We start from the raw sequence: 23,912 nt of genomic DNA on the forward strand, positions 1-23,912 counted from the left end.
GCTATAAAATCGGAACTTCAATAAGTTGTCTTTGGACGCCTTAAGGTCGACTTTGTCATAAGGATATGAATTTCTTTCATTCCACAGTGATGAAAAAAGAATCCAAGATACGAACAGTCACGTCGTGGTTGATCTTCCCCATGGACTTCTCCTAGCCCTCTTAAGTTTTGAAGTGGCATTTTACTGCCCGTTAAAATAGGTAGAACAACAAAAAAACCGATCTCCTTAGAGATCGGTTTTTTCTAAATGAATTATTCAGCAGCTTTCGCGCGAAGAACCATTTGTAGGATACCACCATGACGGTAGTAGTCTACTTCTACTTCTGAATCGAAACGAGCTAAAGCTTGGAAAGTTTTAACTGTGCCATCTTCAGATTTAGCAGTTACTGTTAAGATATCACGTGGTTTCACATCATCAGTAATGTTTACAGAGATTTCTTCTTTACCCGTTAAACCAAGTGAATCAGCAGAGTCACCGTTTAAGAATTGTAAAGGAAGAACACCCATCATTACTAAGTTAGAACGGTGGATACGCTCGTAAGATTGTGCAATAACAGTTTTCACTCCAAGTAGGAATGTACCTTTCGCAGCCCAGTCACGAGAAGAACCCATACCGTAGTCATTACCAGCAAGTACTACTAAACCAGTACCTTGTTCTTGATATTTCATACATGCATCATAGATGTATTCAACTTTGCCTGTTGGCCAGTAAGTAGTGAATCCACCTTCTGTACCAGGAGCAATTTGGTTACGGATACGAATGTTAGCAAATGTACCACGCATCATTACTTCATGGTTACCACGACGGCTTCCGTAAGAGTTGAAGTCACGGATTGCAACTCCGTTTTCGATTAAATATTGACCTGCAGGTGTTTCTTTACCGATTGCACCAGCTGGAGAGATATGGTCAGTTGTGATTGAATCACCTAACTTCGCCATAATACGTAAGTTATTTAAACCTTTGATTGCTTCTGGTTCTTTTGCAAGACCTTGGAAGAATGGTGGGTTTTGGATGTAAGTTGATTTGTCATTAAATGTGTATAGAGACTCAGTTGATGTTTCAATTGCATTCCAAGCTTCGTTAGCTGTGAATACAGTTTCATATTCTTTTTGGAATAATTCACGGTTAACAACAGTGCTTAGTACTGCATTAACTTCTTCAGTTGAAGGCCAGATATCAGCGAAGAATACATCGTTGCCATCTTTGTCTTTACCGAATGAATCATTTTGAAGATCTACATCTACAGTACCAGCTAATGCATAAGCAACAACAAGTGGTGGTGATGCTAAGTAGTTAGCTTTTACAAGTGGGTGTACACGACCTTCGAAGTTACGGTTACCAGAAAGAACAGACGTTACGAATAAGTCGTTCGCTTTGATAGCGTCTTCAATTTCAGGAAGTAATGGACCTGAGTTACCGATACATGTTGTACAACCGTAACCTACAGTGTTGAAACCGATTTCATCAAGGTATGTTTGTAAACCTGAATCTTCTAGGTAACCAGTTACTACTTTTGAACCTGGTGCTAATGAAGTTTTCACCCATTTCGGCACTGTAAGACCTTTTTCGACTGCTTTCTTCGCAACTAAACCAGCAGCAATTAATACGTATGGGTTAGATGTATTTGTACAAGAAGTGATTGCAGCGATTGCTACAGCACCTGTTGGGATTTCTACATCGCCTTCAGCAAATTTAGCTACAGAAGTTTTTGCAAACTCGTCTTCAGTTAAACCGAAACCTTGTGTACCTTGTGGTGCCACTACAGCTTCTTTATAACGAGCACGCATTTCTGATAATGGAATTAAATCTTGTGGACGTTTAGGACCAGAAAGGTTTGGTTCGATATCAGCTAAGTCTACTTCTAGTACGTCTGTGTAAACTGGCTCTAAAGATGGGTCAAAGAACATGTGGTTTGCTTTTAAGTAAGCTTCTACAACCGCGATGTGCTCTTCGTCACGACCAGTTAAACGCATATAGTTAAGTGACTCTTCATCAATTGCGAAGAAACCACAAGTAGCACCATATTCAGGAGCCATGTTAGAGATTGTCGCACGGTCAGCAAGTGGTAATTTAGATACGCCAGGTCCGAAGAACTCAACGAATTTACCAACTACGCCACGTTGACGTAATACTTGTGTTACTTTAAGTGCTAAGTCAGTTGCAGTTGTTCCGTTTGGAAGGTCACCTACTAATTTAACCCCGATAACTTCAGGAATTGGGAAGTATGAAGGTTGACCAAGCATACCAGCTTCCGCTTCGATACCACCAACGCCCCAACCAAGAACGCCAAGACCGTTGATCATTGTTGTATGAGAGTCAGTACCTACTACTGAGTCTGGGAAAGTTTCGAATGTGCCATCAGCATTTTCGTTTACGTGTACAACTGGAGCTAAATACTCTAAGTTTACTTGGTGAACGATACCTGTTGCTGGTGGTACAGCACGGAAATTATCATAAGAAGTTTGAGCCCATTTAAGGAAGTTATAACGTTCAGCGTTACGCTCAAATTCAAGATCCATATTCGCTTGTAATGCAGATGCATTACCGTATTTGTCAACTTGTACTGAGTGGTCAATTACAAGGTCAACTGGGATAGCAGGATTGATTTTGTTAGGATCCCCACCCATTTCTTTCATTGCAGAACGTAATGATGCAAGGTCAACTACTACCGGTACACCAGTGAAGTCTTGTAATACTACGCGTGATGGTTTGAAAGGTACTTCTGCTTCAGTGTTAGCATCTTTGCCCCATTTAGCTAATTCGTTTACGTGCTCTTCTTTGATTACGTAACCGTCATATTGACGTAATACTGATTCTAATAATACTTTGATTGAGTAAGGAAGGTTTGAAACTTTTGCAACGCCCGCTTTTTCGATTGCAGCTAAATCATAATAATTGTATGATTTACCGTTAACTTCGAATGATGCGCGGCTGTTGTGTAAATTACCTTGTGCCATTTGCGGATCCCCCTAAATATCTATTTGAAAAGGCTTATGTAAAGTGTCTTTTCTCCAATTCCCATGATAGCCTATTTATATTCATAAGTAAATTACATTAATATTATCTTTTTCAATAAGTTTTTCTTATCGAGATTGAGACTTTTTGATTATTTACTTGAATGAGCGAATTTGTGACGAAAAAGACATATTCTTGTCATTTTCATTTTTGAGGCTTATTCAAAAAAAACGTAAACGCTTACTTTTCTATAAAAATGAACATGATAATTCCTTCTATATTATTATGTTAGAAAAGAAAAAGGCCGAGAAACCATTAATGGTTCTCCCGGCAAACATTTGTACTCGTATAGCTAAAACTTTTATAGTTATGCTTAACATTTGGTTTTCACCTACAGATTTATTACATTGCGCAATCGGATCAAGCCTCTTTTTAAGTGTGATCAAAAGTACATAAACGCGATAAATTTAGTTTTTATAGGTCGTCAGTGATTTTAACGTCACACTAAGTGCTTGAATATGATCCGTCGTAGCAATCATTGTCTCCAGCATATTGTTTTCATCTTCTATAGATTGCAATATGTTTCCTGTCGAGGTTGCATTCTGCTCAGTCATTTGGTTTAGCTTTTCGATTTGCGTTTGGATTTGCTCAAATTGTCCAATGGCAGTACTTAACTCACCCATACCACGTGTTAAATCTGTATTTGTCTCAGCAAATGAGTCCTTTAATACATTAAAGAAGGAACTTACGTCATGTAACAGGATCTCACCATGTTGTAATGCTTCGTCCCCTCTTTCCGAACGCTCATATGCTTCAGTAGATTTTTGAAATAATGTAGCAGTAACAGATGTGATATTCACGGTAATTGCTGCACTTTCTTCTGCTAATTTTCGTACTTCATCAGCTACAACTGCAAAGCCTTTACCGTGCTCACCAGCTCTTGCTGCTTCAATGGCAGCGTTTAAAGCAAGTAAATTTGTTTGCTGCGCAATATGTTGAATACCCTTCAAAAGACTATCTACGGTTTGTAAACTTGCCTGTAAATCATGGACTGTCTCAGCAGTGGAATTCATAGCTTGGCTCATGACGGACATTTGCTTCATGACTTCCTGCATTTTTTCCCATCCTCTTATTACTTCTTCCTGCAATTCATTCGATTTGGACACTGTTTCCTTTGAAATAGAAAAAGTTTCATTCACAAAGTGCACCGACTCTGCCATTGTGCCATGTATCAACTGTAAACTCGAAGATTCCTGCTGAATACTCGCCGAAATATCCTCTGTTGCAGTAAGGATTTGTTTGCTTACCCCCGAAATATTACGCATCGTCTGGTGAAAATGCGTGACATGTTCATCAAGTGTATAGCTACTTTCTTCTATTTGGTTGAACGTTGTCTGTAATTGATCAAATGAAGTTGACACTTCTTTTTGCTGTGTATCTGCATGGGCAATAAGCTCGTTTCCCCATTTGGCAATTAGGAAAAAGGCAATGATAACACCATTCATTATCGCTAGGAGCGTAATGAATACGATAATATCATCAAATTGTCCTAAAAGAGATTCGGAATTTACGATATATAAAATAATAAAGCTGGCATCTGTCAAAATACCAAAAAACACAATTAATTCCTTTTTAAAATACAAAGCAATCATCGCTATCGTACAAAGAAGAATATAGTGTTTGTTGAGCGAAAAACTATCGAGTAAAAACAATGTAAAAACAACGCTCGATGGAATCAATCCGAATATTAAGCCCTTCACATAGGTTTTTATCGGTAAAAAATAATTACCTATAGCAAGTCCAATAACACCTAGTCCAATAAAGAGATAGACGATCCCCTTTGAAAGAATCATTGGTCCGCAAATTAGAATAGCTAAAATCGAAATGATAGCTAAATTGACACGGTGTACTTTACATGTATCATAACGCAACTTTTTTCCCATATCCTTCTCCTCCTCTAAAAATGAATAGACATTCATCTTGTATTTCCATTATTATAAAGTAGAACAACTACTTTTTATAGATAAATAAAGTAATTTAGAGAATATTTTATCTTTATACAGAAGAAAAGCCCCTCTAAAGATGGTAAGATGAGCGTAATTGATATATTTATTTTTCTAAATGAAATTATGGAGGTTTTCACGTGGGGAGAGTTCAAAAAATTGCTTCAAATTTTTATTGTATCGATACACATGATTTGAATCGAGACGAGCGCACAAGTGCTTATGTATTAATCGATGAAAAAGTCGCATTAATTGAAACATCAGCAAGCCCTTCTGTCCCTTATATTATAGAAGGTTTAAAGGAACTAAATATTTCTTTAGAGGAAATTGATTATTTAATTGTGACACACATTCATCTGGATCACGCAGGTGGAGCTGGTCTTTTTCTACAAAGCTGCCCGAATGCTAAATTTGTCGTACATCCACGTGGGGCATCACATATGATTGACCCAAGTCGCCTGATCGCTAGTGCGAAATCGATATACGGCCAAACCTTCGATGAATTATTCGACCCAATTGTACCAATCGCTGCGGAGCGTGTTATTGAAATTGGCCATGAAGAAGTATTGTCATTAGGAGAGCATCAGCTGACATTTTATCATACAGAGGGACATGCAAAGCATCATGTTTCAATCCATTATTCAGCGACAAATGGGATGTTTGTTGGAGATACGACAGGTGTGAGGTATCCAGAAATGGAAGGCGAAGCTGTTGATTTAATCATTCCTTCTACTTCTCCAAATCAGTACAATCCGGAAACAATGGAAAAATCCATTCAATTTTATGAGAGCATGAATGTAACAGAATTATACTTTGGGCATTATGGTGCTTATAAAAATCCGAAAGAAGCTTTTCGCCAAGTAAGGTATTGGACACCGTTATTTTTAGCAGAAGGAGAAAAGGCATTAGCAGCTTCAGACAATTTTGAAGAACAGACGAATCTTTTAGATGAACGGTTAAAAGCGATACTTCATCAATATTTACAAGAGCAAGGTATTGCAGATAATCACCCAGTCTATCAGACGATTCCCTTTGATACTGTAGTGTCAGCCATGGGAATCCTTGACTATCTTATGAAAGTAAAAAAAGGTAAAGTGTAACGTCTTCGTTACGCCTTACCTTTTTCAATACTGAATGATATTATGCTTCATTTTTATTTTTCACAATTTAATAGATGATAAATGAGTTTAAATTCCCTCACTCTAATCATAGTCTAGAAGATATGTACAATGCTATATTTTAGAAGAGATCTCAAATAGAAAATGGGGTACAAACATAGTTTGCACCCCGTGATTTTTGGTATATAGGCGTTTGTAAATCTATCTAAATATATTATGTTCATATAGGTAATCATACGAAAGATCGACGAATAAAAATTCTAATTCATTAATTGCAATCGAGAATGTGCGCGTAATTTCCCCTGTTTCAATATCTCGGTATAGTTCTGAAATTTCTCCACTTTGATCATTACGCATTTTAATAATCGTTTGTAAGAAGTACGGACGCCAACTCCAATTTTTGTTAATGGCATTCGGTTGTAACTCCCACTGCCCATCCACCCGCATCACGTTTGGTGTTAGCTGGAAGCCATCCTCATTACAAATATATAGACGGAAGGAGTAACCATCAAGCAAGTGTGCTAAATGCTCTAAGAGTGAAATGTTATCACTAGAAGGTTTGACACGATGCACGATGACCTCTAACTCTTCTTGTAATTTCTTCAGCTCAAAATATTGGGCCTCTAACATTTTCTTCTCAGAGGTAATAAATTGCTGACACTCTTGTTTAAAACGTTCTTTTAGTATATCTTTTTCAACAAATGATTTTGATGGATTGGCTAAATATGGGCCTTGGTAGAAGCGGCCACCATTTTTCCAAGCAAATTGCAATTGATAAACCGTGCTGATTTCTTCAAATAGAAGGTTTGCACCAATTTTATATGCTAAGCTACCAATTGCCGTAATCATATCTGTTTGGGCTGACCAAGAATCATAGTTTAAATCTTGAATATTCACCTTTAATATATGTGGTGCCAACAAAGCAATATGCTCTAAATGACTTTCCGCACCAACCTCTTGCACTGCAATTTTCACGCCATACGTTGTAAAATAGCGTAGCGCATGATGTAACTGGTCCATATCTCCTGTATAACGGTGCTCAGAAATAACAAGTACAATTCGATGTAAATCTTCTTCATTAAAATATTGTTGAATAATATCAAATCGGCTTTCACCAAAATCCTGCATCAATAAATTCGGATTACTTGGTATATAAATATCAACATCTGACGCAATCTCATCTATTTTTTCTAGAGTTGCATGTAAAATTTTACGTTCCATATCCATGCGATATTCTTCTGGAATATCTTCATTATTGACGAAATCTTTTAGATTGATTTGTTGACCATCTAATTGTAACTGTCCGGAAATTTCGTATGCAATAACCGTATGTTCATCCGCACTAAATATCGGTTGGAAATACCCTTCCACTTGATCTAAATTCGTTAAAACCTCTATAACATCCATCGTAGAAACCCCCATACCAGAATGACAATGCTGCTATCATTCAAAAATAACGTTACATCCGCCAGTTGACTAAAGCGAAAAAAATGCTCTCTGACTGTATAATAGTTCGTTTATAGGAATTTCGCAACTTCACATACATACAAATCACAAAATCACAATTATTGTTATATAGTAACTAATTCAGCTTCTTTTTGTTTTAGTGGTGCTAACTCTGGCTGACGTACCCAGCTTAAACCAAGTGTTCCTTCACCAGCATGAACCCCTACACAAGCACTTAATGGAAGGACATAGAAACTTATGAGTGGATACTCGTTTTCTAAAGCATTTTTCCAAGCAATAGCTCCCTCTTCATTGTTGCAGTGAATGACCGCAACTTCAGGAACGATACTTGTTTCTAAATCTGTATTTAATAGATTTTGCACATATACTTTTGCTCTTGACGCTGCACGTACTTTTTCTTTCATGACGGGTTTGCCATTTTCAAAAGTTATAATTACTTTAATATTTAAAAGGTTGCTTAAAAATGCTTGTGTCCCTGATACACGACCACTTTTATGCAGTTGCGATAAGCTTGCTGGGATAAATGAGAGCTCACTGTTATCTGCAAGTTCATTAATTCTTTCAACAATGTAGTCAGGTTCATAACCTTCGCGTTCTAACTGCTGACCAATTTCAATCATTTTCATCATCGGAAATGAGCCAATTTTTGAATCAACTGGATACACTTCAAATTCCGCTTGCTCAGCGGCTGTGAAAGCGCTTTGATATGTGCCCGAAAGATGTTGAGACGTATGAATAGCAATTGCACATGTATATCCTTGTTCTTTTAGTGATTTATATAAATCCACAACTTCACCAATAGACGGCTGTGATGTTTTTGGATGTTTTTTAGCATTTCGTAACTTTTCGTAAAACTCATCATGTGTCATATCAACAGTTTCGCGTAAAGCTCCTTCTTCAAACACAATATTAAGTGGTAAGACGTGAATGTGATTGTCCTGTATGAATTTTTCATCTAATAATGCTGATGTATCTGTAACCCATGCAATTTTCTTTTCCATTCTAATGTAATTCCCTTCATCTATCATAGAATATTATTGTTTTTATATAGTTTATGCAACTATACACAGATACGATAATCATGAATAGTGACATTTATCATACTTTAATTATTTTTCTACAATCTTCGACATCATTTCGACAATAATAAAAACAGAAAAATAGCATTCTAAAAGTATACTACTCATACTTTCGGAACACTATTTGCCTCTATTTTATCATAAAGAAATAATAGATACATACAATGACGATTAAAGATAACATGACCAAAATTGTTACACGAATTGGCGAAACATGTTCTATGTGTCGACGTATTACCATCCTTATCGGCTCCCGTATATTCAGCTTGTATTTTGAGGAATATCCTTTGAAATGAATCCGGTTTTGCACTCAGTTAAGCAGTTCTAAGTGTAAACTATCTGCCTTTAATCCACTTATGAAAGTAATCGTCCGCCAGCTTATCTGTTACTTCAAAAGTACATACGCCATTTGGTGTAAGTACTTTTTTGGCATTCGCTTTCATCATTTGATTAGAACCGAAATATGGACAGCTACCGTTTTTCTTTCCTTACAAATAAAAAAAGATGCTGCACACAAATTCTGTGTACAACATCTCGAAATTAAACAAATGCAGAAAATGCAACGAGCACCCAAGCGACAATAAATAATACGCCGCCAATTGGAGTTATTGCGCCAAGCTTTTTAACACCTGTAACAGCAAGGATATATAAGCTACCTGAGAAGAAAATAATACCTGCAAACATCAAATATCCTGCCCAAGATAGCATACTAGATGTCCCTAATAATACGTCACTCGATAAAATACCGAGTATTAATAAGCCAATTGCATGATACATTTGATATTGTACGGCTGTCTCCCAAATGGCTGCAAAGCGTGGTGTAGTGAATTTATCTTTTAATGCATGTGCACCAAATGCACCTAGCGCAACACCTAGACAAGCCATCATTGCTCCTAATGCTAATAAGATTTGCATACTTGTTTCTCCTATTTCTGCTCACGAGCAATTTCTTTATATTTTGCATCCCAAGCTGGATCGATTTTACTCAGTGAAACCGGGCGTAGCGTTTCTTTATGTGCCAAAATATGTACTGACTGTGCAGTGGCAGCGACTGTTCCATTTTCATGTAAAATTTCATAGCCATATGTCGTGCGTAAGCGATCATGTTTTTCAACCCATGTGCGCACTGTTGCAACCTGTCCATAATGCATGGCTGCCTTATAGGAAATAGATAAATCCATAACTGGCGAAACGTAGCCATCTTTTTCTAATGCGGCATATTCAAAACCAGCATCTTTTACTAATTGTGTACGTCCAATTTCCATCCAGACGATGTAATTTGCATGATACACAACACCCATTTGATCTGTCTCTGCATAACGAATTTCAATTTGTTTTTCACTTACAAACATTTTCTTCACCTCGAATATTATTATAGCGTAAAAATGTTTAATTGGCGGTATTTTAGATTTTTTAAATGTAATGAACAGGTGTATTACATTCAAATCTTTACTGACACAAACATTATTATAGAAGAAATCCACTATTTTATATTATAAAATAGACTACCTCATAATGAGATATTCTTCTAACCAATATTATTCGGCGTTTAGAAGCCTGCTGAAAAAAGCTAATACCACTTTCACTTCACCACTTATAGTGATGAGAGTTTTCTAACTCTGACGCTTCGCTTTCGCAAACAAAACATATGTACGTGCAGCTATGCTTTCGGTACATCAAAACATTTGTGGAATAGAGATAAGCTATTTTTCACAAGCCCAGTTGTCACCATCACGGTCATGCTTTTTGTCGTAAGCTGGATGCGATGATTGAACGCCATTCGGATAATACGCACGCATTTCTGTGCAATTTTCGAATGATGTTGGCGCCCCAGGAATAACATATATGCCTGAACCTACATCAGGTGTTTGTACAGTGAACGGTTTAGCAGAGATACTGTAGTTATTGCATTAGTAGTGACAGTAATCGTACCAGACTCCGCTGTTGAATACATTTTTGATGCAACTGCTTTTAAATTTGCTACAACTTCTTCATGAGGATGACCGTAGCTATTATCTTGACCATAACTTAATATTGTTGCAGCAGGTTTAACTTTTTGTAAAAACGCTAAAGACCTACTTGTATTGGATCCGTGATGTCCCGCTTTTAAAACAGTAGCAGAAACATCATATTTTGATGCGATTTGTGATTCAATATTTTTATCCGCATCACCAGTTAATAAAAAGGATACTTTATTATAAGTAACTTTTAATACAATAGACGCATCATTGTTATCTGAAGTATTGGCATCTACGTGTAATACTTGTGTTTTTAGGTCTTTATCTAAGTCAATGAGGTCACCTGTTGTTGGTTCTGTATAGTTGATGTTTTTATCCAACACAAGTTGTAACATTTGAGCATAAGTCTCTGTTGTATGCTCTTTCCCACTGTTGATAAATTCGCCAACAGGAATTGAGTTTAATACCGCTATCAATCCACCGATATGGTCTGCATCTGGATGTGTAGCCACCACATAATCTAGCTTCTTAATACCTAGTGATTTTATGTAAGTTACGACATCATTTCCGGCCGATCTTACACCACCATCAATTAACATTGTTTTACCATTTGGCGTTTGAATCAGAATCGAATCTCCTTGTCCTACATCGATAAAGTGAACTTTAAGTTGATTAGGATTCTCAACGAATTGCATGGCTCTGTACATAAATACTGCAAAGTGAACTCGAGAAAGTTTTGCATTTGGTTTATATGTACCATCCGCATATCCCGTGGTGATATTAGCATCTGCAAGTGCACCTATATACTTATTGAAATCATTGTCAGCATTTACGTCTATAAATGCATTTGTTTCTTTTAGCGTTAGCTTATACGTGTTGGCAAGGATTTTCGCCATTTGCCCACGTGTTAATACATTACTAGGATTATATTTTCTATTCGAACCATCTATTATTCCCGCACGGTATAGCGATTGAATATCATTGTAATAAGGATGTGAAGTCGGTACGTCACTAAATGTTGTTTTTCCGCGGATGGGTTCAAGTTTGACAGCTCTATTAATCATAACGGCTACTTGCGCTCGCGTAATAGATTGGCTAGGCTTGAATGTACCATCAGGATAACCATTTATAATTCCTTAATCTACTAGGCTATAAATAGCATTTTTTTTGTTCTAAATCTGTTGGCGCATCACTAAATATTTTCGTTGCTTGTGCTTGCTGCGGCAATATGAAAGTAATAACTAATATAAATATCGATAGTGCAGATATAATTTTTTTCATCTAATCTTCACCAGAGACAATTATACACCAATAAAATTATATTGGTATAACTTTCGACTTATTACACATTACTACCAATACAAAAAATGTATATAGTTACGCGGTTTTGAGGAGAAGGACAAACATTAGATTAACTTAATACTATAAACTTTCGAACCGACCTCAATCGGCTATTGTGAACACCTAGACATAGATAAGAAAATATCTCTCAAACTTTAACATTATATAGCATTTTATTTTCGTAAGATAATTATTCTTATAACAAGCACATTAAAAATAATTAATGTACGCTTTTCATTTATCACAAAACAAAAATACTCATCCATTCTTTTTAATTCGATGGATGAGTAACTTTACTACTTCTTTTTTTATAGCTTAATTAGCATACAATAGCCTTTCGACATTGCCGGGAGTTGTACATAAATTATGTGTCGATTCGATGCCTGCGAACAACTCGTACTTTTGTTTAACTAGCTGCCGTTGAGATTGAAATAATCCTCCTGGACATTTATTAATAATCCATAATGATAAATAAACGACTTTCATTTTCAAGTGTTCCGTCGTGTAAATATTATTTACTCTATCGGCTCGTATTTCAGCGTCGCGACTTTTTAATGCATTGATTTTAATTGCTGATGTATTTCAGCTAACCTTTTTTTACTACGGTTAATTTCATTAACGTCTTGTTGCTTCATAGCTTGGGCTAATGACGCTAACTCATAATCCTGCTCTAATAGCAGATCCTCTTTATTCATTTGTAGACTACTTTCATTGTTAAGTTTTTTTGCAGCTGTTTGAAAAAATTCCCACATTTTTCATACCTCCTATTATTGAAACAAACTAGTTAATCTTATTATGTATAAATATCATGGTAATAATGCACATTATTTCATTGAACATACTTTATGATAATAAATTTAACGCTTCATTTTTTAAGACTAGGATCTGTAATAAAAGCACATCACATAAACATGCATCTCTACATACTCTATATAGAATGTAGCTTTGATGCTCATTTCACTTTATATAGAAAGGATGTACTGTTGACTTCCTATATGGATTATACATCTCCATCTACTCAATTTACGTTTGACGTAAATACAAACACCGTTTTCAAAAAAGACGATCAGAATTTCATTAATGTCCTAGGTATACAACAATTAAACTCCCTTGAAAATGTTTCGTTGCTGGACTTCTCTCTTAGTTCTAATAATGTGGTTGAGCCCCACTATCATCAAAATGCTGCAGAACTCGTGTATTGTATATCTGGAGCCGCTACAGTTTCAATGATTAATCCCTTTACTAAGCGACTTCAAGAATATTCAATAACACCTGGGAAGGTAGTAAATGTTCCGCAAGGATGGTGGCATTATGTAACAGGAAATCAAGATCATACACATTTGCTTGCGATTTTTGATGCCCCAACACCAGAAGTAATCTTAGGTTCAGATATTTTAAAAATCATGCCCCCGAATGTCATGGCGCACACATATTGTCTAGACGAGCAGCAATGGAGCAACGCAATCGCTCCTATGAAACCATCAACAAACATTGGTCCTCCGTTAGATTGCAATACAACTGCTAACAACACTGTAATGAATTATCCTTACTACAATCAATATTACAATCACTTCTATCCCCCACAAGGATATACGTATTAAAAAATACGTTTTATTTCCTGGCTATTAGATGTTCGATTCTTTACTAAAAATACTGGTAGTAAATCTTAATTTGGATGCTATAATAAGAACATGCATTCGCACTCTTTATTTTCTTCACGTGAATATATTTATTTATATGAAGATATATGGTGCGAATGGTTGTTTGAAAATAAAAATATTAATGTCGGATAATCTGTAGTTTTGTTTATAGAAAAACGGATGCTATTTTACTAACAACCGTCCCTTTTCTTACATCATAATACCGCCATCTACGTTTAAAATATGCCCGTGTACATAGCTTGCTTCATCAGAGGCCAAGTATAAGTAAGCATTCGCTATATCTTCAGGTTCAGCCATGCGTGCAAGTGAAATAACATCTAGCATTCGCTCTACAATTTCATCAGGAATTTTTTCTACCATATCCGTATGCGTAAAACCAGGAGCGACCGCATTCACGTTAATGCCCTTACGTCCAAATTCTTTCGCCCACGTTTTCGTTATCCCGATAATGGCTGCTTTCGATGCGGCATAATTTGTTTGACCGACATTACCATAAACGCCACTCACAGACGCCGTATTAACGATTTTACCACGCCCCTTTTCTAACATATGTGGTAATACTGCCTGCGTACAGTTAAATACCCCTTTCACATTGACGTCCATCACACGCTGAAACGCCTCTTCGGACATCTTCAAAAACATACCGTCTTGTGTAATCCCTGCATTGTTAATTAAAATATCGATTGTGCCGTATAATTCAATTACTCGAGCTACCATTAGGTCAACATTTTCACGATTAGAGACATCTACTGCGACAAATGATACCTCATCCCCACGCATTTCATGGAATGCAGCTAAACCTTGCCCTTTAGTAGTATCAATATCTACAATGACCACTTTAGCCCCTTCGTCAATAAAACGCTTCACCGCCGCATAACCAATGCCGCTAGCGCCCCCTGTTATAATAGCTACTTTATTTTTCAAACGCATGATAATCCTCCTTTATTTGATTGCTTTAGATGCTTGTTTAATAAGTGCTGCGATCATTTTATCCATTTTCGCAAATCAATCATCTCACGTTTGTCCTTTAGCATAGAGATAATATACTTTTTTAAAAAATAACTGCTAATTTAAAGTAGGAAAACTTAATGTAGTAGTCGATGTTTGACACATCTCGCCCACTTTTCTCTGCATAACTTACTATGAATTCCTTTCGCGTATAGAAGCCTGAGAAAATCGAAATCGGCGGCTTTCCAAAGGCATACAAAATTGCAATGTCAGCATCGATTAATCGCATGTTTCGCTATAAGAAAAATTCATTTAAAATGCCCACAATATTTAAACATTAAAATTAAAATGATTGAATATTGATTTAATTCTTACATTAAATGTTACCTCTATATTTCTAGTAAATCAATCATCTATTAATTAAAATTTAGAATAAGGGAGAAAAATATCGCTAAATAAAGAATTTTGTAAGTAGAAACTATTCCTAAATAATCTACAATCCCGTTAACGAACTTGTTCTTTCACTAAAAAATTCGTTTATTTTTATTCACTACTTATCAAAATAATCTTCAATATCACCAAGTAATTGACGAATGGCAGAAGGAAGATGTCGATTTTTCATAAATACTAAGTAAACATTTCGTCGTAAATAGGGACTATCAATTTCTTTATGTACAATTGCATAAGCAGTTGGACCTTGTAAATATTTTTCTGGTAAAATCGCAACTCCTAAGTTTTCTCGCACAAGTGATATCGCAGTTTCTAAGCGTTCAATTTCAAACTGAATATTAATGTCCATTCCTGCCTTTTCAAACGCATTCAATATATCCTCCCTCGTTTGAAAGCCTTCCTTACTTATGATGAATGGCTCTTTACAAATATCGGCCATTGTCAGTTTATCCTTTACTGCTAAAGGATGATTCATAGGTAAAACCGCTACAAGGCGTTCCTCATATAAGCACTTTACTTCCAAATCTTCTTCATCCATTAGTTGATTGGTAATGATTAAATGTGTTTTATAGCTTCTGAGAGAATTTTTAACACGTTCACTGCCTAAAATATCAACTAAATGAAATTTCATTTTTGGATACAAAGTCTTGTAATTGGAAATCACTTTTGGTAACCAATGCTTTATGGATTCCATCACTCCTATGGTTATTTCACTTGTACCATGCACCACCACTTCGTCCAATTCTAATTTCAAAATTTCCATATTTTTCAACACAACTATTGCTCGTTCATAAAGTAGTTGCCCTGCTTCAGTTAATTTAAGATTTCTCGTATTTCTTTCAAGTAAAGGAGAACCAATTTCATGTTCTAATTTCTTAATGGCGTTACTTAGTGATGGCTGTGAAATATGCAATTTTTCAGCAGCCTTCGAATAATTCATATGATCGACAACTGATATAAAATATTGCAATTGTTTTAAATCCATAAAATTCCCACCTTTATATTTATAGCTAAAAACTATAGATTAATAATAATTATATATTAGTAATAATAATTTTACGAATATATAATGAATTTACACTATCTAAACGTTAGAAATGGAGTCGATAAACCGTGTATACTATGACAGATCAAAAACATTGGAAAGGCCGCATTGACTCAACAACCAATATGAGCAGTTTCCGGCTTCATCAAAAAGTAAATCGAATTCCAATAAATGATGTAAGGGTTTCAGATGGTCAACAAGCTGGCATTGTAGGGTTTATATGTGATGAAGGCGTACGTCGAAATCAAGGGCGTGTTGGTGCTGCCAATGGACCTAATGCACTTCGTGAAACAATGGCGAGCTTACCTTGGACATTTCAAGAAGGCCAACAGGTTGTTGATGTAGGTAACATTCTTTGTCTGAATCATGCTTTAGAAGAAGCACAGCATGAGCTCGGCGGAATTGTCGAAATATTGCGGACTAAAAAGGCCAAGTGTATTGTACTCGGGGGCGGTCATGAAACATTATATGGCCATTATTTAGGTGTTCGTGCTTCATTACCTACCGATGCTAAAATCGGAATTATAAATATCGATGCACATTTTGATTTACGCTCTTACGAAGTGGAAACGTCGTCAGGTACCATGTTCCGCCAAATTTTAGAGCAGGATTCGAATGTAGATTACTTTGTACTTGGCATTCAACGTTATGGTAATACAATTGAGTTATTTGAAAAGGCACGTGAGCTACAAGTCGAATATGTTTTAGAAGATGATTTAACTGCTGAAAACAAAACGGAAATTGAGAGTCAACTACAACAATTTATGGATAGCCATGATTACATCCTTTTAACTTTATGTATGGATGTTTTAAATGCAGCATTTGCACCAGGAGTAAGTGCACCTTCTCCGTTCGGACTCGATCCAAGCATCGTAAGATCTATTATTCAAAAAGTAACTTCTCATTCAAATACACATTCTTTTGATATTTGTGAAGTCAATCCATTACTCGATGAAAATGGGAGAACAGTCAAATTAGGCGCCTATTTTGTCTACGAAGCACTAAATAATTTACTTAGGGGGAATGGCTAATGATTGCCTTCGATCAAATTACAACCATATTTTTAGCAGTCGCCCTATTCGCATTGGGAACTTATTTAATTAATAAAGTAGGCTTTTTAAAACGTTTCTGTATTCCAGCACCAGTTGTTGGTGGTTTACTTTTCGCAGCAGTAGCAACACTTTTAAAAACAACAGGAACGTTAGAAATATCACTTGATACTTCTTTACAAAGCCTATTTATGACTACATTTTTCACTACAATTGGTTTAGGAGCTAGCTTTAAACTCGTGAAACTAGGCGGTAAATTATTAATCATCTATTGGTTAGCTTGTGGTTTTTTAGCATTAATGCAAAATGTTATAGGTGTTTCCCTTGCTTCTTTAATGGGCATTCATCCGTTAATTGGCATGATGGCCGGTGCAGTTTCTATGGAAGGTGGACATGGCTCTGCAGCAGCATTTGGACAAACATTAGAAGATTTAGGTATTTCTTCTGCTATGACAATTGGAGCTGCCGCAGCAACTTGTGGTTTGGTAGCAGGTGGCTTAATTGGTGGACCAATTGTAAATTTCTTAGTGAAAAAATATAATTTAAAACCTAATGTTCAGGAAACATCGGAAGTAGATTTTGAAAATAAAAATGAACAAATTACAACTGACTCTTTCTTTACACAAGTTCTATTAATCACATTTAGTATGGCTGTTGGTACTTATGTCGGTACTCTATTCTCTGAAGCTACTGGATTTGTATTACCGGGCTATGTCGGTGCGATGTTTGTAGCTGTTCTCGTACGTAATATTATGGATAAAATAAAACCAAATGCCGTTAACATGAAAAGTATTTCACTAATCGGTGATGTTACATTAGGTATCTTCCTATCAATGGCTTTAATGAGCGTTAAGCTATGGGAAATTGCAGATTTAGCATTACCTCTATTTGTAATTGTCTTTGTGCAAGTATTATTTATCGTGTTGTTTAGCATATTTGTGTTATTTAAGTTATTCGGAAAAGATTACGATGCAGCTGTAATGGTTGCTGGATTTGCAGGACATGGATTAGGGGCAACACCAAATGCAATGGCAAATATGTCAGCCGTTACACAACGATTTGGTCCTTCTACAAAAGCTTTTCTAATCGTTCCAATCGTTGGAGCATTTTTAATCGATGTATTCGGTATCCCAATCATTATTACAACAATTAATTTATTCACATAAAAAAAGCCATGCAATTGTCTAGTAAAAGACAGTTACATGGCTTTTCTTTTCTATTACTCTACTAAAGGATGAGATTATTGTAAAATTTCACTAACAGTTACTAGCTCATAGCCCTGTTGTTGCAAATAAAGAAGTACATTTTCCAACCCATTTGCTGTAGATTGATGAATGTCATGCATTAAAATAATACTACCATCTTTCGCAGATGCTTTAACATTCGATAAAATTTTAGCTGAATTACGATGCTTCCAATCAAGTGTATCTACTGACCATAAAATAGAGGGCATTGAAATGACAGATCTCACTTGTTCATCGGTTGCCCCATATGGTGGTCGGAATACGGTAGGATTTTGACCAATTGCCTTGAAGATAGCATTACTTGTAAGGTCTACCTCTTGCTTGACAGTGGCCTTCGACAAAGTGGTTAACTTCGGATGATTCCAAGTATGATTCCCAATTTCATGGCCACCCTCATATATTTGCTTAGCAATCTCTTGATTTTTTGTTACGTTTTTTCCTACCATGAAAAATGTTGCTTTCACTTCGTACTTTTTCAAGATTGCTAATATTTGTGGTGTCACTTTCGCATCTGGTCCATCATCAAAAGTTAATGCTACTCGTTTTGCCTGACCTTTAGCTGCTGCAATACCTTTATTGTACGCCTTATTCCCTAGCGAAATGGGATTCGTTAGTTCTACTGACTTTACATAGCCCTTTTGTTCCCCAGCTTCAACATATGCCCAACCTGCTAACAGTGTATATTGCTGGACAACGGTTTGGTGAGCGATCGTATCAATCACCTCTGAACTCGGACTAGCAGTTAGATGTAATGCAGCGCCATTAACAGTATTCACTCTTTTTTTTGTCCCAATTGGTACCTTTAATGAATTGGTTGCCATATAGCCAATTTGATGCCCATATTGCACATATGACCAACCACCTGGCACTGTGCCGTATACTTGGACGATACTTTTATCAAATAATGTCCCATTTTTTTGTGCATGTTGACTTGGATATGTAAATAAATCAGCGCCACCTTGTTTTTCAACAAGATAACTCGTTGGTTGTGCTTTCGATATACCAGAACTAAGCACATACCCTGTAAGCTGGTAGGATTGAATATAAGTCCAGTCTGATTGAGTGTACTCAGTCGTAACGAAATCACCTTGCGTTAAATAGCCTACAATACTACTCTCTTCAGATGCATCTTTATAGACAGGTAAAGATGATTCGATTACTTGATGGATTACTGTCGTTTCATTTGCTTGTGCCATATTCTTTCCCGTCATCACAAAACAAATGACAATTGCTAAAAATGTACTAATAGATAAAAACTTTTTCATTACCACTACACCATCCTTATACAGCATTCTAAGTTGTTTTTCGTACTAATATTCTGACAACTGTGTTGTTAACTTTATTATAAAATAATTTCTAGTGTCAGAATATAGTATTTATCAACTAAATTAACAATTTAGTGAATAGAATATTAGATGGGTTGAGATTTAATTTTCGATTTTTGAAAGTGTGAATTTATTAAAAAATGTCTTTTGATACGTGCTGTCTTATGCATATTGACGGATCTTTCCTTCATGCTGCTGCAAAAAAATTGTTACAATCGATTCATCGAAAAATTCATTCCCATGAGGTAATGTCGTAAATAGAGTCGACATTTCAGTGATTAACGCCTCTCTGGTCACTTCAAACGCCTAATCATCAATACTAAAAGCATAGCCCTTTGCATTAGGCACTAATATCGCCGCCATCATGGCATTATAAATCATCGTTTCTTCCATCGTATTGGCTACATCAAACCTTTTATTTAATGACTCATTATCCGTCCGATAAATTACACGCATAATTCCCCCACGCAAATCAAAGTAGTCGATCGTAGCACCTAAATCAAGTGCCTTGTTAGCAACGGCACTCACATTTCCACTATCACCAACATAAGTACCAATTTACGGTTCCCAAGTGTCATCTAGTACTTCAGGTGCCTTAGCTGTACATGCTGTAAAGAGAGATATCGCGAGTTACTAACATAGTCAATTTCCGGTGCATTTATTTGCCCCCTTATAGTGCCGCGTGTACGCTTAAAGCATCTTCAACATGAAAGGGCTCTGAACGTACATTTCCTGTCGCATTCGTAGTTACAAATAAATAATACTTCCCATTCTTTTCAAGTAATGAAGCTAAACATAGTCCCGCCTCAGGTGTGTAGCCTGTTTTCCCGCCTAAAATGGCTCCCTCTACACCAGCCATTTTCGTAAATAATGTACTAGACATCGTAAGCTCTCCTGGCACCGCTGTTATATAGCTTCTCGTTGTTAGTATTTTGTAAAATATTGGATTTTCAATTGCATAGCGAAATAGCTTACTTATATCTCGCACGCTCGACACATGTGCATCATCATGAAGACCGCTGACATTAACAAAATGTGTATCATTCATGCCAAGTTCGTGTGCTTTGTCATTCATTAGAGACACAAAATCCTTTTCACTCCCAGCAATAACATTGGCTAAGGTTGCTGTAGCATCAGCCCCAGATGGAATTATAGCACCATACAACAAATCCTCTACCGTCACAAAATCACCTGCTTTAAAGCCAGCCATAGATGCATTTTGCGCCGTAAAAGTCGCAATCGTACTTGCTTCAATCATCGTATGCTTTTGCAAGTCGTCACTCTCCTCAATGGCCACGATTGCAGTCATAATCTTTGTTAACGATGCTGGATATATGATGGCATCTGCATTTTTTTCATATACCGACTGTCCACTTTCATCTAATAAAATCGCATTTTGACTATGCAACAATGGTATTTCAATTTCAGCTTCATAATCTTCTGTTGATTTGTTTGCATATAAAAAAAATGCCGCCACACATAGACAACATAATAATAATAATTTTTTCATAAAAAAACGCCTCCTATTCCTTATTATAATAATGAACACTTTAAAACTTTATGCTTTGATATTGGAAAGTAACTAAAGTCAATGTTTCTAGAATCTCACATTTCATACTTTTTCAAACGCTATCGGCACGTTATATAAAAAATTGATTCTCATTAGATAGTCTTTTTTATTAACTTTAGAGTGATCATATTATAAAATTAAAATCTTATTTTTTAGTTATTGTATTCCTTAAGAATTCCTTAATTTTATTTCTTTTAATAACAACCCTTGGAAGGCTATCGAACATCGAATCTTGCAAACAGAACAAAAATAAGACCACCCATTACGGAGTGGTCTCTTATCCCTTCTCTAATCTTTAATAATCATCATCTATATCTTGCAACACTTGCCTCCCATGCCACATGTTTTGCTCATATACTGTACATACTTTCGGAGCACCCTGTATTTTTTCTTTAATCTTTACTGGGATTTTTGCTTTGGATTTAATCTCTTCAGCATATTCAAAAGCCTTTATAATATATTTATTCTTATTTTCCATAACCAATTTATAAATTTCATTTTCTAATTTTCTTGCTTCTTCTGAAGTTTTCACAGGACTAATTTCAAGAATATTTTCTACTATCAGTGCAAAAGTAACTTCAATCACTCCGTCCTCTGAACCAATCAATCTAATTAAAACGTATTCTCAAAGAGTTGCTCTTCAATGCCTTGGACAATATCTGCCTCTGTAAATTGCATCAACTCGTCTCTTGTAATGCTCTCTTGCTGAATCAAACGGTTAGACTGAATCGTTACAAGCTTTTCAAATAAATTGCGGATATAACGACCATTGGAGAAATTCGTAATATCTTCGACAGGAATTTGGTGTAGCTGTGCTGTCATATGACTTGCAAAGACTTCGCCATATATATAATCATTTTGCTTACATAGCATCGCAAAAATATCATACAACTCCTCTGTACTGAAGTTATCGAACTGTACAAAGTGATTAAAGCGCGACTTGAAGCCTGGATTGGCCAGTAAAAAAGCCTCCATTAATTCCGTATAGCCAGCGACAATAATGACTAAATCATCCCGTAAGTCTTCCATGGCCTTAAGTAAACCATCAATGGCTTCCTTACCAAAAGCGTCATTTTTATCATTAACAAGAGAATAAGCTTCATCAATAAAGAGCACACCACCTGTTGCTTTTTTCACAACTTCCTGTACTTTTAATGCTGTTTGACCAACATAGCCCGCGACTAAACCAGCACGGTCAGTTTCTACAAAATGCCCATTCGAAAGGACACCTAAATACTTATAAATTTGCCCAATAATACGCGCTACTGTCGTTTTTCCTGTTCCGGGATTTCCCGAAAACACTAGATGATATGTAATCGGAAAACTTGTCAGACCGTGATCGACCCGTAGACTCTGAATTTTTATAAAGTTGATGAGATTATGTAATTCTTTCTTTGCGTTCGGTAACCCAACAAGCCCATCTAATTGTTCCTGTAATTTTGAGATTTCTCGCTCAATTTCTGGCGTAATACGTAGACGTTCTCCGTGAATAAACTCACCACTGTATATGATTTTACCTGCTTCATTGTAAAAATCCCCGCGCCCGTGCTTTTCGCCGTTAACTAGTTCACCAATATACGAGGGTTGTCCATTTTCGTAATACAATGTCCCTTTACCGGTCATTGCATCCTCTTTAAACTGTCCTTCCGCCTCTAATAAACCCTGTCGCGTATAGTATTTGCCTTTGCCATGCTTCATGTCCTCAAAGAAATAACCTTCAAATTGCAAAGTAGTCATGCCATCTGCCAGTTCTTCAATTGTTGGTGTGTCAGTATTATAAAAAAGCTTTCCAGCCCCCTGCATACGATTCCACATAAAGTCACCTTCGTATTGCAACAAGCCGTTCGGGTAAAATTGTTTCCCCTTCCCCTTTTTCATACCATGGACAAAATCCCCTTCGAATTGTGGTCGATTTAAATGCGGATGCTGCGTTCGTATATCTGCAAAGGGCACTACTACATCTTCTTCATAATATAAGACCCCGTAACCATCCATTAAATCATTGCGAAAATGTCCTTCATAGTGCTTCTGCCCATCTTTATATAAAATACCGTTCCCCTGCTTTTTATTTTGGATAAACTCACCCTGATACACTTTCTGCCCCTTCAAATACATGATGCCATTTCCCTGTTTCATGTGATTTACAAATTCACCTTCGAATAATACATAGCTCTCTTGGTCAAATATCGAACCTTTACCATCATAAATATCGTGGCCAAAATCATTTTTCTTTACGCCCCCACGGTACATTACCACACCATCAGGATAAAACAGCTCTTTTTCTTCGTGATTATGTGTCATTTCATAGCCTTCTTTCACTATATCAGTATATGCACAATTATAACGCGGATTCAGTAAAAATATGAGAGAATTTTCCGAAAACAATTTGCGAAAACACTTCTATCACTTATGGAGCATTCCTCGAACTATATTTCCACAGCAAAAAGGCTCCAATTTTTACATTGGAGCCTACATTCAACATTTTGTTATTTTAATTTTACTGCTATACCATACGCCAATACTTCAGAAGTCCCATCCATTACAGAAGAAGTTGTAAAACGAACGCCTACAATCGCATCTGCACATAATTGAATGGCTTCCTCTTCCATTCCTTTGGTCGCAATTTCGCGTGAACGAACAAGCATTTCTGCGTATTCCTTCATTTCACACCGACAATATTACGTAGTCCTGCAAAAAGT

General features: G+C 36.3%; 22 protein-coding genes. 4 read left to right on the top strand and 18 right to left on the bottom strand.

All coding sequences use genetic code 11. The annotated features are described in order from the left end of the window. Positions 1 to 251: 251 nt before the first annotated feature. Positions 252 to 2,957 (bottom strand): aconitate hydratase AcnA, encoded by a 2,706-nt coding sequence (gene acnA, locus AEA09_RS08115; RefSeq protein ID WP_053583353.1) that lies wholly within the window; start codon positions 2,955 to 2,957, stop codon positions 252 to 254. Between the two features lie 465 nt (positions 2,958 to 3,422). After that, on the bottom strand, positions 3,423 to 4,898 hold the full coding sequence (locus AEA09_RS08120) for a methyl-accepting chemotaxis protein (protein WP_053583354.1): 1,476 nt from the start codon (positions 4,896 to 4,898) through the stop codon (positions 3,423 to 3,425). Positions 4,899 to 5,098: 200 nt separating this feature from the next. On the opposite strand from AEA09_RS08120, the gene AEA09_RS08125 reads away from it, so the two are divergent. Next, on the top strand, positions 5,099 to 6,058 hold the full coding sequence (locus AEA09_RS08125) for an MBL fold metallo-hydrolase (protein WP_053583355.1): 960 nt from the start codon (positions 5,099 to 5,101) through the stop codon (positions 6,056 to 6,058). Between the two features lie 219 nt (positions 6,059 to 6,277). On the opposite strand, the gene AEA09_RS08130 is transcribed toward AEA09_RS08125, so the two are convergent. The 8 genes from AEA09_RS08130 to AEA09_RS08155 all read right to left on the bottom strand — a co-directional run bounded on the left by AEA09_RS08130 (position 6,278) and on the right by AEA09_RS08155 (position 12,673). Further along, complete coding sequence (locus tag AEA09_RS08130) at positions 6,278 to 7,483, bottom strand: EAL-associated domain-containing protein (RefSeq protein ID WP_053583356.1); 1,206 nt, start codon at positions 7,481 to 7,483, stop codon at positions 6,278 to 6,280. A 164-nt stretch (positions 7,484 to 7,647) separates the two neighbouring features. Continuing rightward, entirely contained in the window at positions 7,648 to 8,544 is an 897-nt protein-coding gene (locus AEA09_RS08135; protein ID WP_053583357.1) for a DegV family protein, read from the bottom strand. A 618-nt stretch (positions 8,545 to 9,162) separates the two neighbouring features. Beyond that, complete coding sequence (locus tag AEA09_RS08140) at positions 9,163 to 9,537, bottom strand: DUF423 domain-containing protein (protein ID WP_053583358.1); 375 nt, start codon at positions 9,535 to 9,537, stop codon at positions 9,163 to 9,165. Between the two features lie 11 nt (positions 9,538 to 9,548). Next, complete coding sequence (locus tag AEA09_RS08145) at positions 9,549 to 9,974, bottom strand: acyl-CoA thioesterase (protein ID WP_053583359.1); 426 nt, start codon at positions 9,972 to 9,974, stop codon at positions 9,549 to 9,551. 351 nt (positions 9,975 to 10,325) lie between these two features. Next, positions 10,326 to 10,421, bottom strand: a complete 96-nt coding sequence (locus AEA09_RS20095) for an excalibur calcium-binding domain-containing protein (RefSeq protein WP_082332596.1) — start codon at positions 10,419 to 10,421, stop codon at positions 10,326 to 10,328. A 56-nt stretch (positions 10,422 to 10,477) separates the two neighbouring features. Beyond that, on the bottom strand, positions 10,478 to 11,644 hold the full coding sequence (locus AEA09_RS08150; RefSeq protein WP_082332597.1) for an S-layer homology domain-containing protein: 1,167 nt from the start codon (positions 11,642 to 11,644) through the stop codon (positions 10,478 to 10,480). A gap of 85 nt (positions 11,645 to 11,729) precedes the next feature. Beyond that, a complete protein-coding gene (locus AEA09_RS20445; protein WP_281176706.1) occupies positions 11,730 to 11,861 on the bottom strand; it encodes a hypothetical protein in 132 nt (43 codons plus the stop codon). A gap of 611 nt (positions 11,862 to 12,472) precedes the next feature. After that, on the bottom strand, positions 12,473 to 12,673 hold the full coding sequence (locus AEA09_RS08155) for a hypothetical protein (RefSeq protein ID WP_053583360.1): 201 nt from the start codon (positions 12,671 to 12,673) through the stop codon (positions 12,473 to 12,475). 231 nt (positions 12,674 to 12,904) lie between these two features. On the opposite strand from AEA09_RS08155, the gene AEA09_RS08160 reads away from it, so the two are divergent. Next, positions 12,905 to 13,522: a cupin domain-containing protein gene (locus AEA09_RS08160; RefSeq protein WP_053583361.1), complete on the top strand. Its 618-nt coding sequence runs from the start codon at positions 12,905 to 12,907 to the stop codon at positions 13,520 to 13,522. Between the two features lie 249 nt (positions 13,523 to 13,771). Here AEA09_RS08160 and AEA09_RS08165 read toward each other — a convergent pair whose 3' ends face one another. Further along, a complete protein-coding gene (locus AEA09_RS08165; protein WP_053583362.1) occupies positions 13,772 to 14,512 on the bottom strand; it encodes an SDR family NAD(P)-dependent oxidoreductase in 741 nt (246 codons plus the stop codon). A gap of 568 nt (positions 14,513 to 15,080) precedes the next feature. Next, on the bottom strand, positions 15,081 to 15,965 hold the full coding sequence (locus AEA09_RS08170; RefSeq protein ID WP_053583363.1) for a LysR family transcriptional regulator: 885 nt from the start codon (positions 15,963 to 15,965) through the stop codon (positions 15,081 to 15,083). Between the two features lie 137 nt (positions 15,966 to 16,102). Here AEA09_RS08170 and hutG point away from each other — a divergent pair, with 137 nt between their 5' ends. Further along, entirely contained in the window at positions 16,103 to 17,056 is a 954-nt protein-coding gene (hutG, locus tag AEA09_RS08175) for a formimidoylglutamase (RefSeq protein WP_053584658.1), read from the top strand. Beyond that, positions 17,056 to 18,240, top strand: coding sequence for a sodium/glutamate symporter (gene gltS, locus AEA09_RS08180; protein WP_053583364.1), 1,185 nt, complete (start codon positions 17,056 to 17,058; stop codon positions 18,238 to 18,240). The genes hutG and gltS overlap by 1 nt, the downstream gene beginning before the upstream one ends. 74 nt (positions 18,241 to 18,314) lie before the next feature. On the opposite strand, the gene AEA09_RS08185 is transcribed toward gltS, so the two are convergent. The 6 genes from AEA09_RS08185 to AEA09_RS08210 form a co-directional block, all read right to left on the bottom strand. Then, positions 18,315 to 19,583, bottom strand: a complete 1,269-nt coding sequence (locus tag AEA09_RS08185; RefSeq protein ID WP_053583365.1) for a polysaccharide deacetylase family protein — start codon at positions 19,581 to 19,583, stop codon at positions 18,315 to 18,317. A gap of 366 nt (positions 19,584 to 19,949) precedes the next feature. Next, positions 19,950 to 20,201, bottom strand: a complete 252-nt coding sequence (locus AEA09_RS08190) for a DUF4825 domain-containing protein (protein ID WP_281176743.1) — start codon at positions 20,199 to 20,201, stop codon at positions 19,950 to 19,952. Positions 20,202 to 20,313: 112 nt separating this feature from the next. After that, positions 20,314 to 21,153, bottom strand: a complete 840-nt coding sequence (locus AEA09_RS08195; RefSeq protein ID WP_053583367.1) for a D-alanyl-D-alanine carboxypeptidase family protein — start codon at positions 21,151 to 21,153, stop codon at positions 20,314 to 20,316. A gap of 355 nt (positions 21,154 to 21,508) precedes the next feature. After that, entirely contained in the window at positions 21,509 to 21,799 is a 291-nt protein-coding gene (locus AEA09_RS08200; protein WP_053583368.1) for a hypothetical protein, read from the bottom strand. 26 nt (positions 21,800 to 21,825) lie between these two features. After that, positions 21,826 to 23,514, bottom strand: a complete 1,689-nt coding sequence (locus tag AEA09_RS08205; protein WP_053583369.1) for an AAA family ATPase — start codon at positions 23,512 to 23,514, stop codon at positions 21,826 to 21,828. 185 nt (positions 23,515 to 23,699) lie between these two features. Beyond that, positions 23,700 to 23,858 carry a YbjQ family protein gene (locus AEA09_RS08210; RefSeq protein WP_245622816.1) on the bottom strand — a complete coding sequence of 53 codons (159 nt, stop codon included), beginning with the start codon at positions 23,856 to 23,858 and terminating at the stop codon, positions 23,700 to 23,702. Between the last annotated feature and the right edge of the window lie 54 nt (positions 23,859 to 23,912).

This window comes from Lysinibacillus contaminans (assembly GCF_001278945.1).
GTDB lineage: Bacteria > Bacillota > Bacilli > Bacillales_A > Planococcaceae > Lysinibacillus > Lysinibacillus contaminans.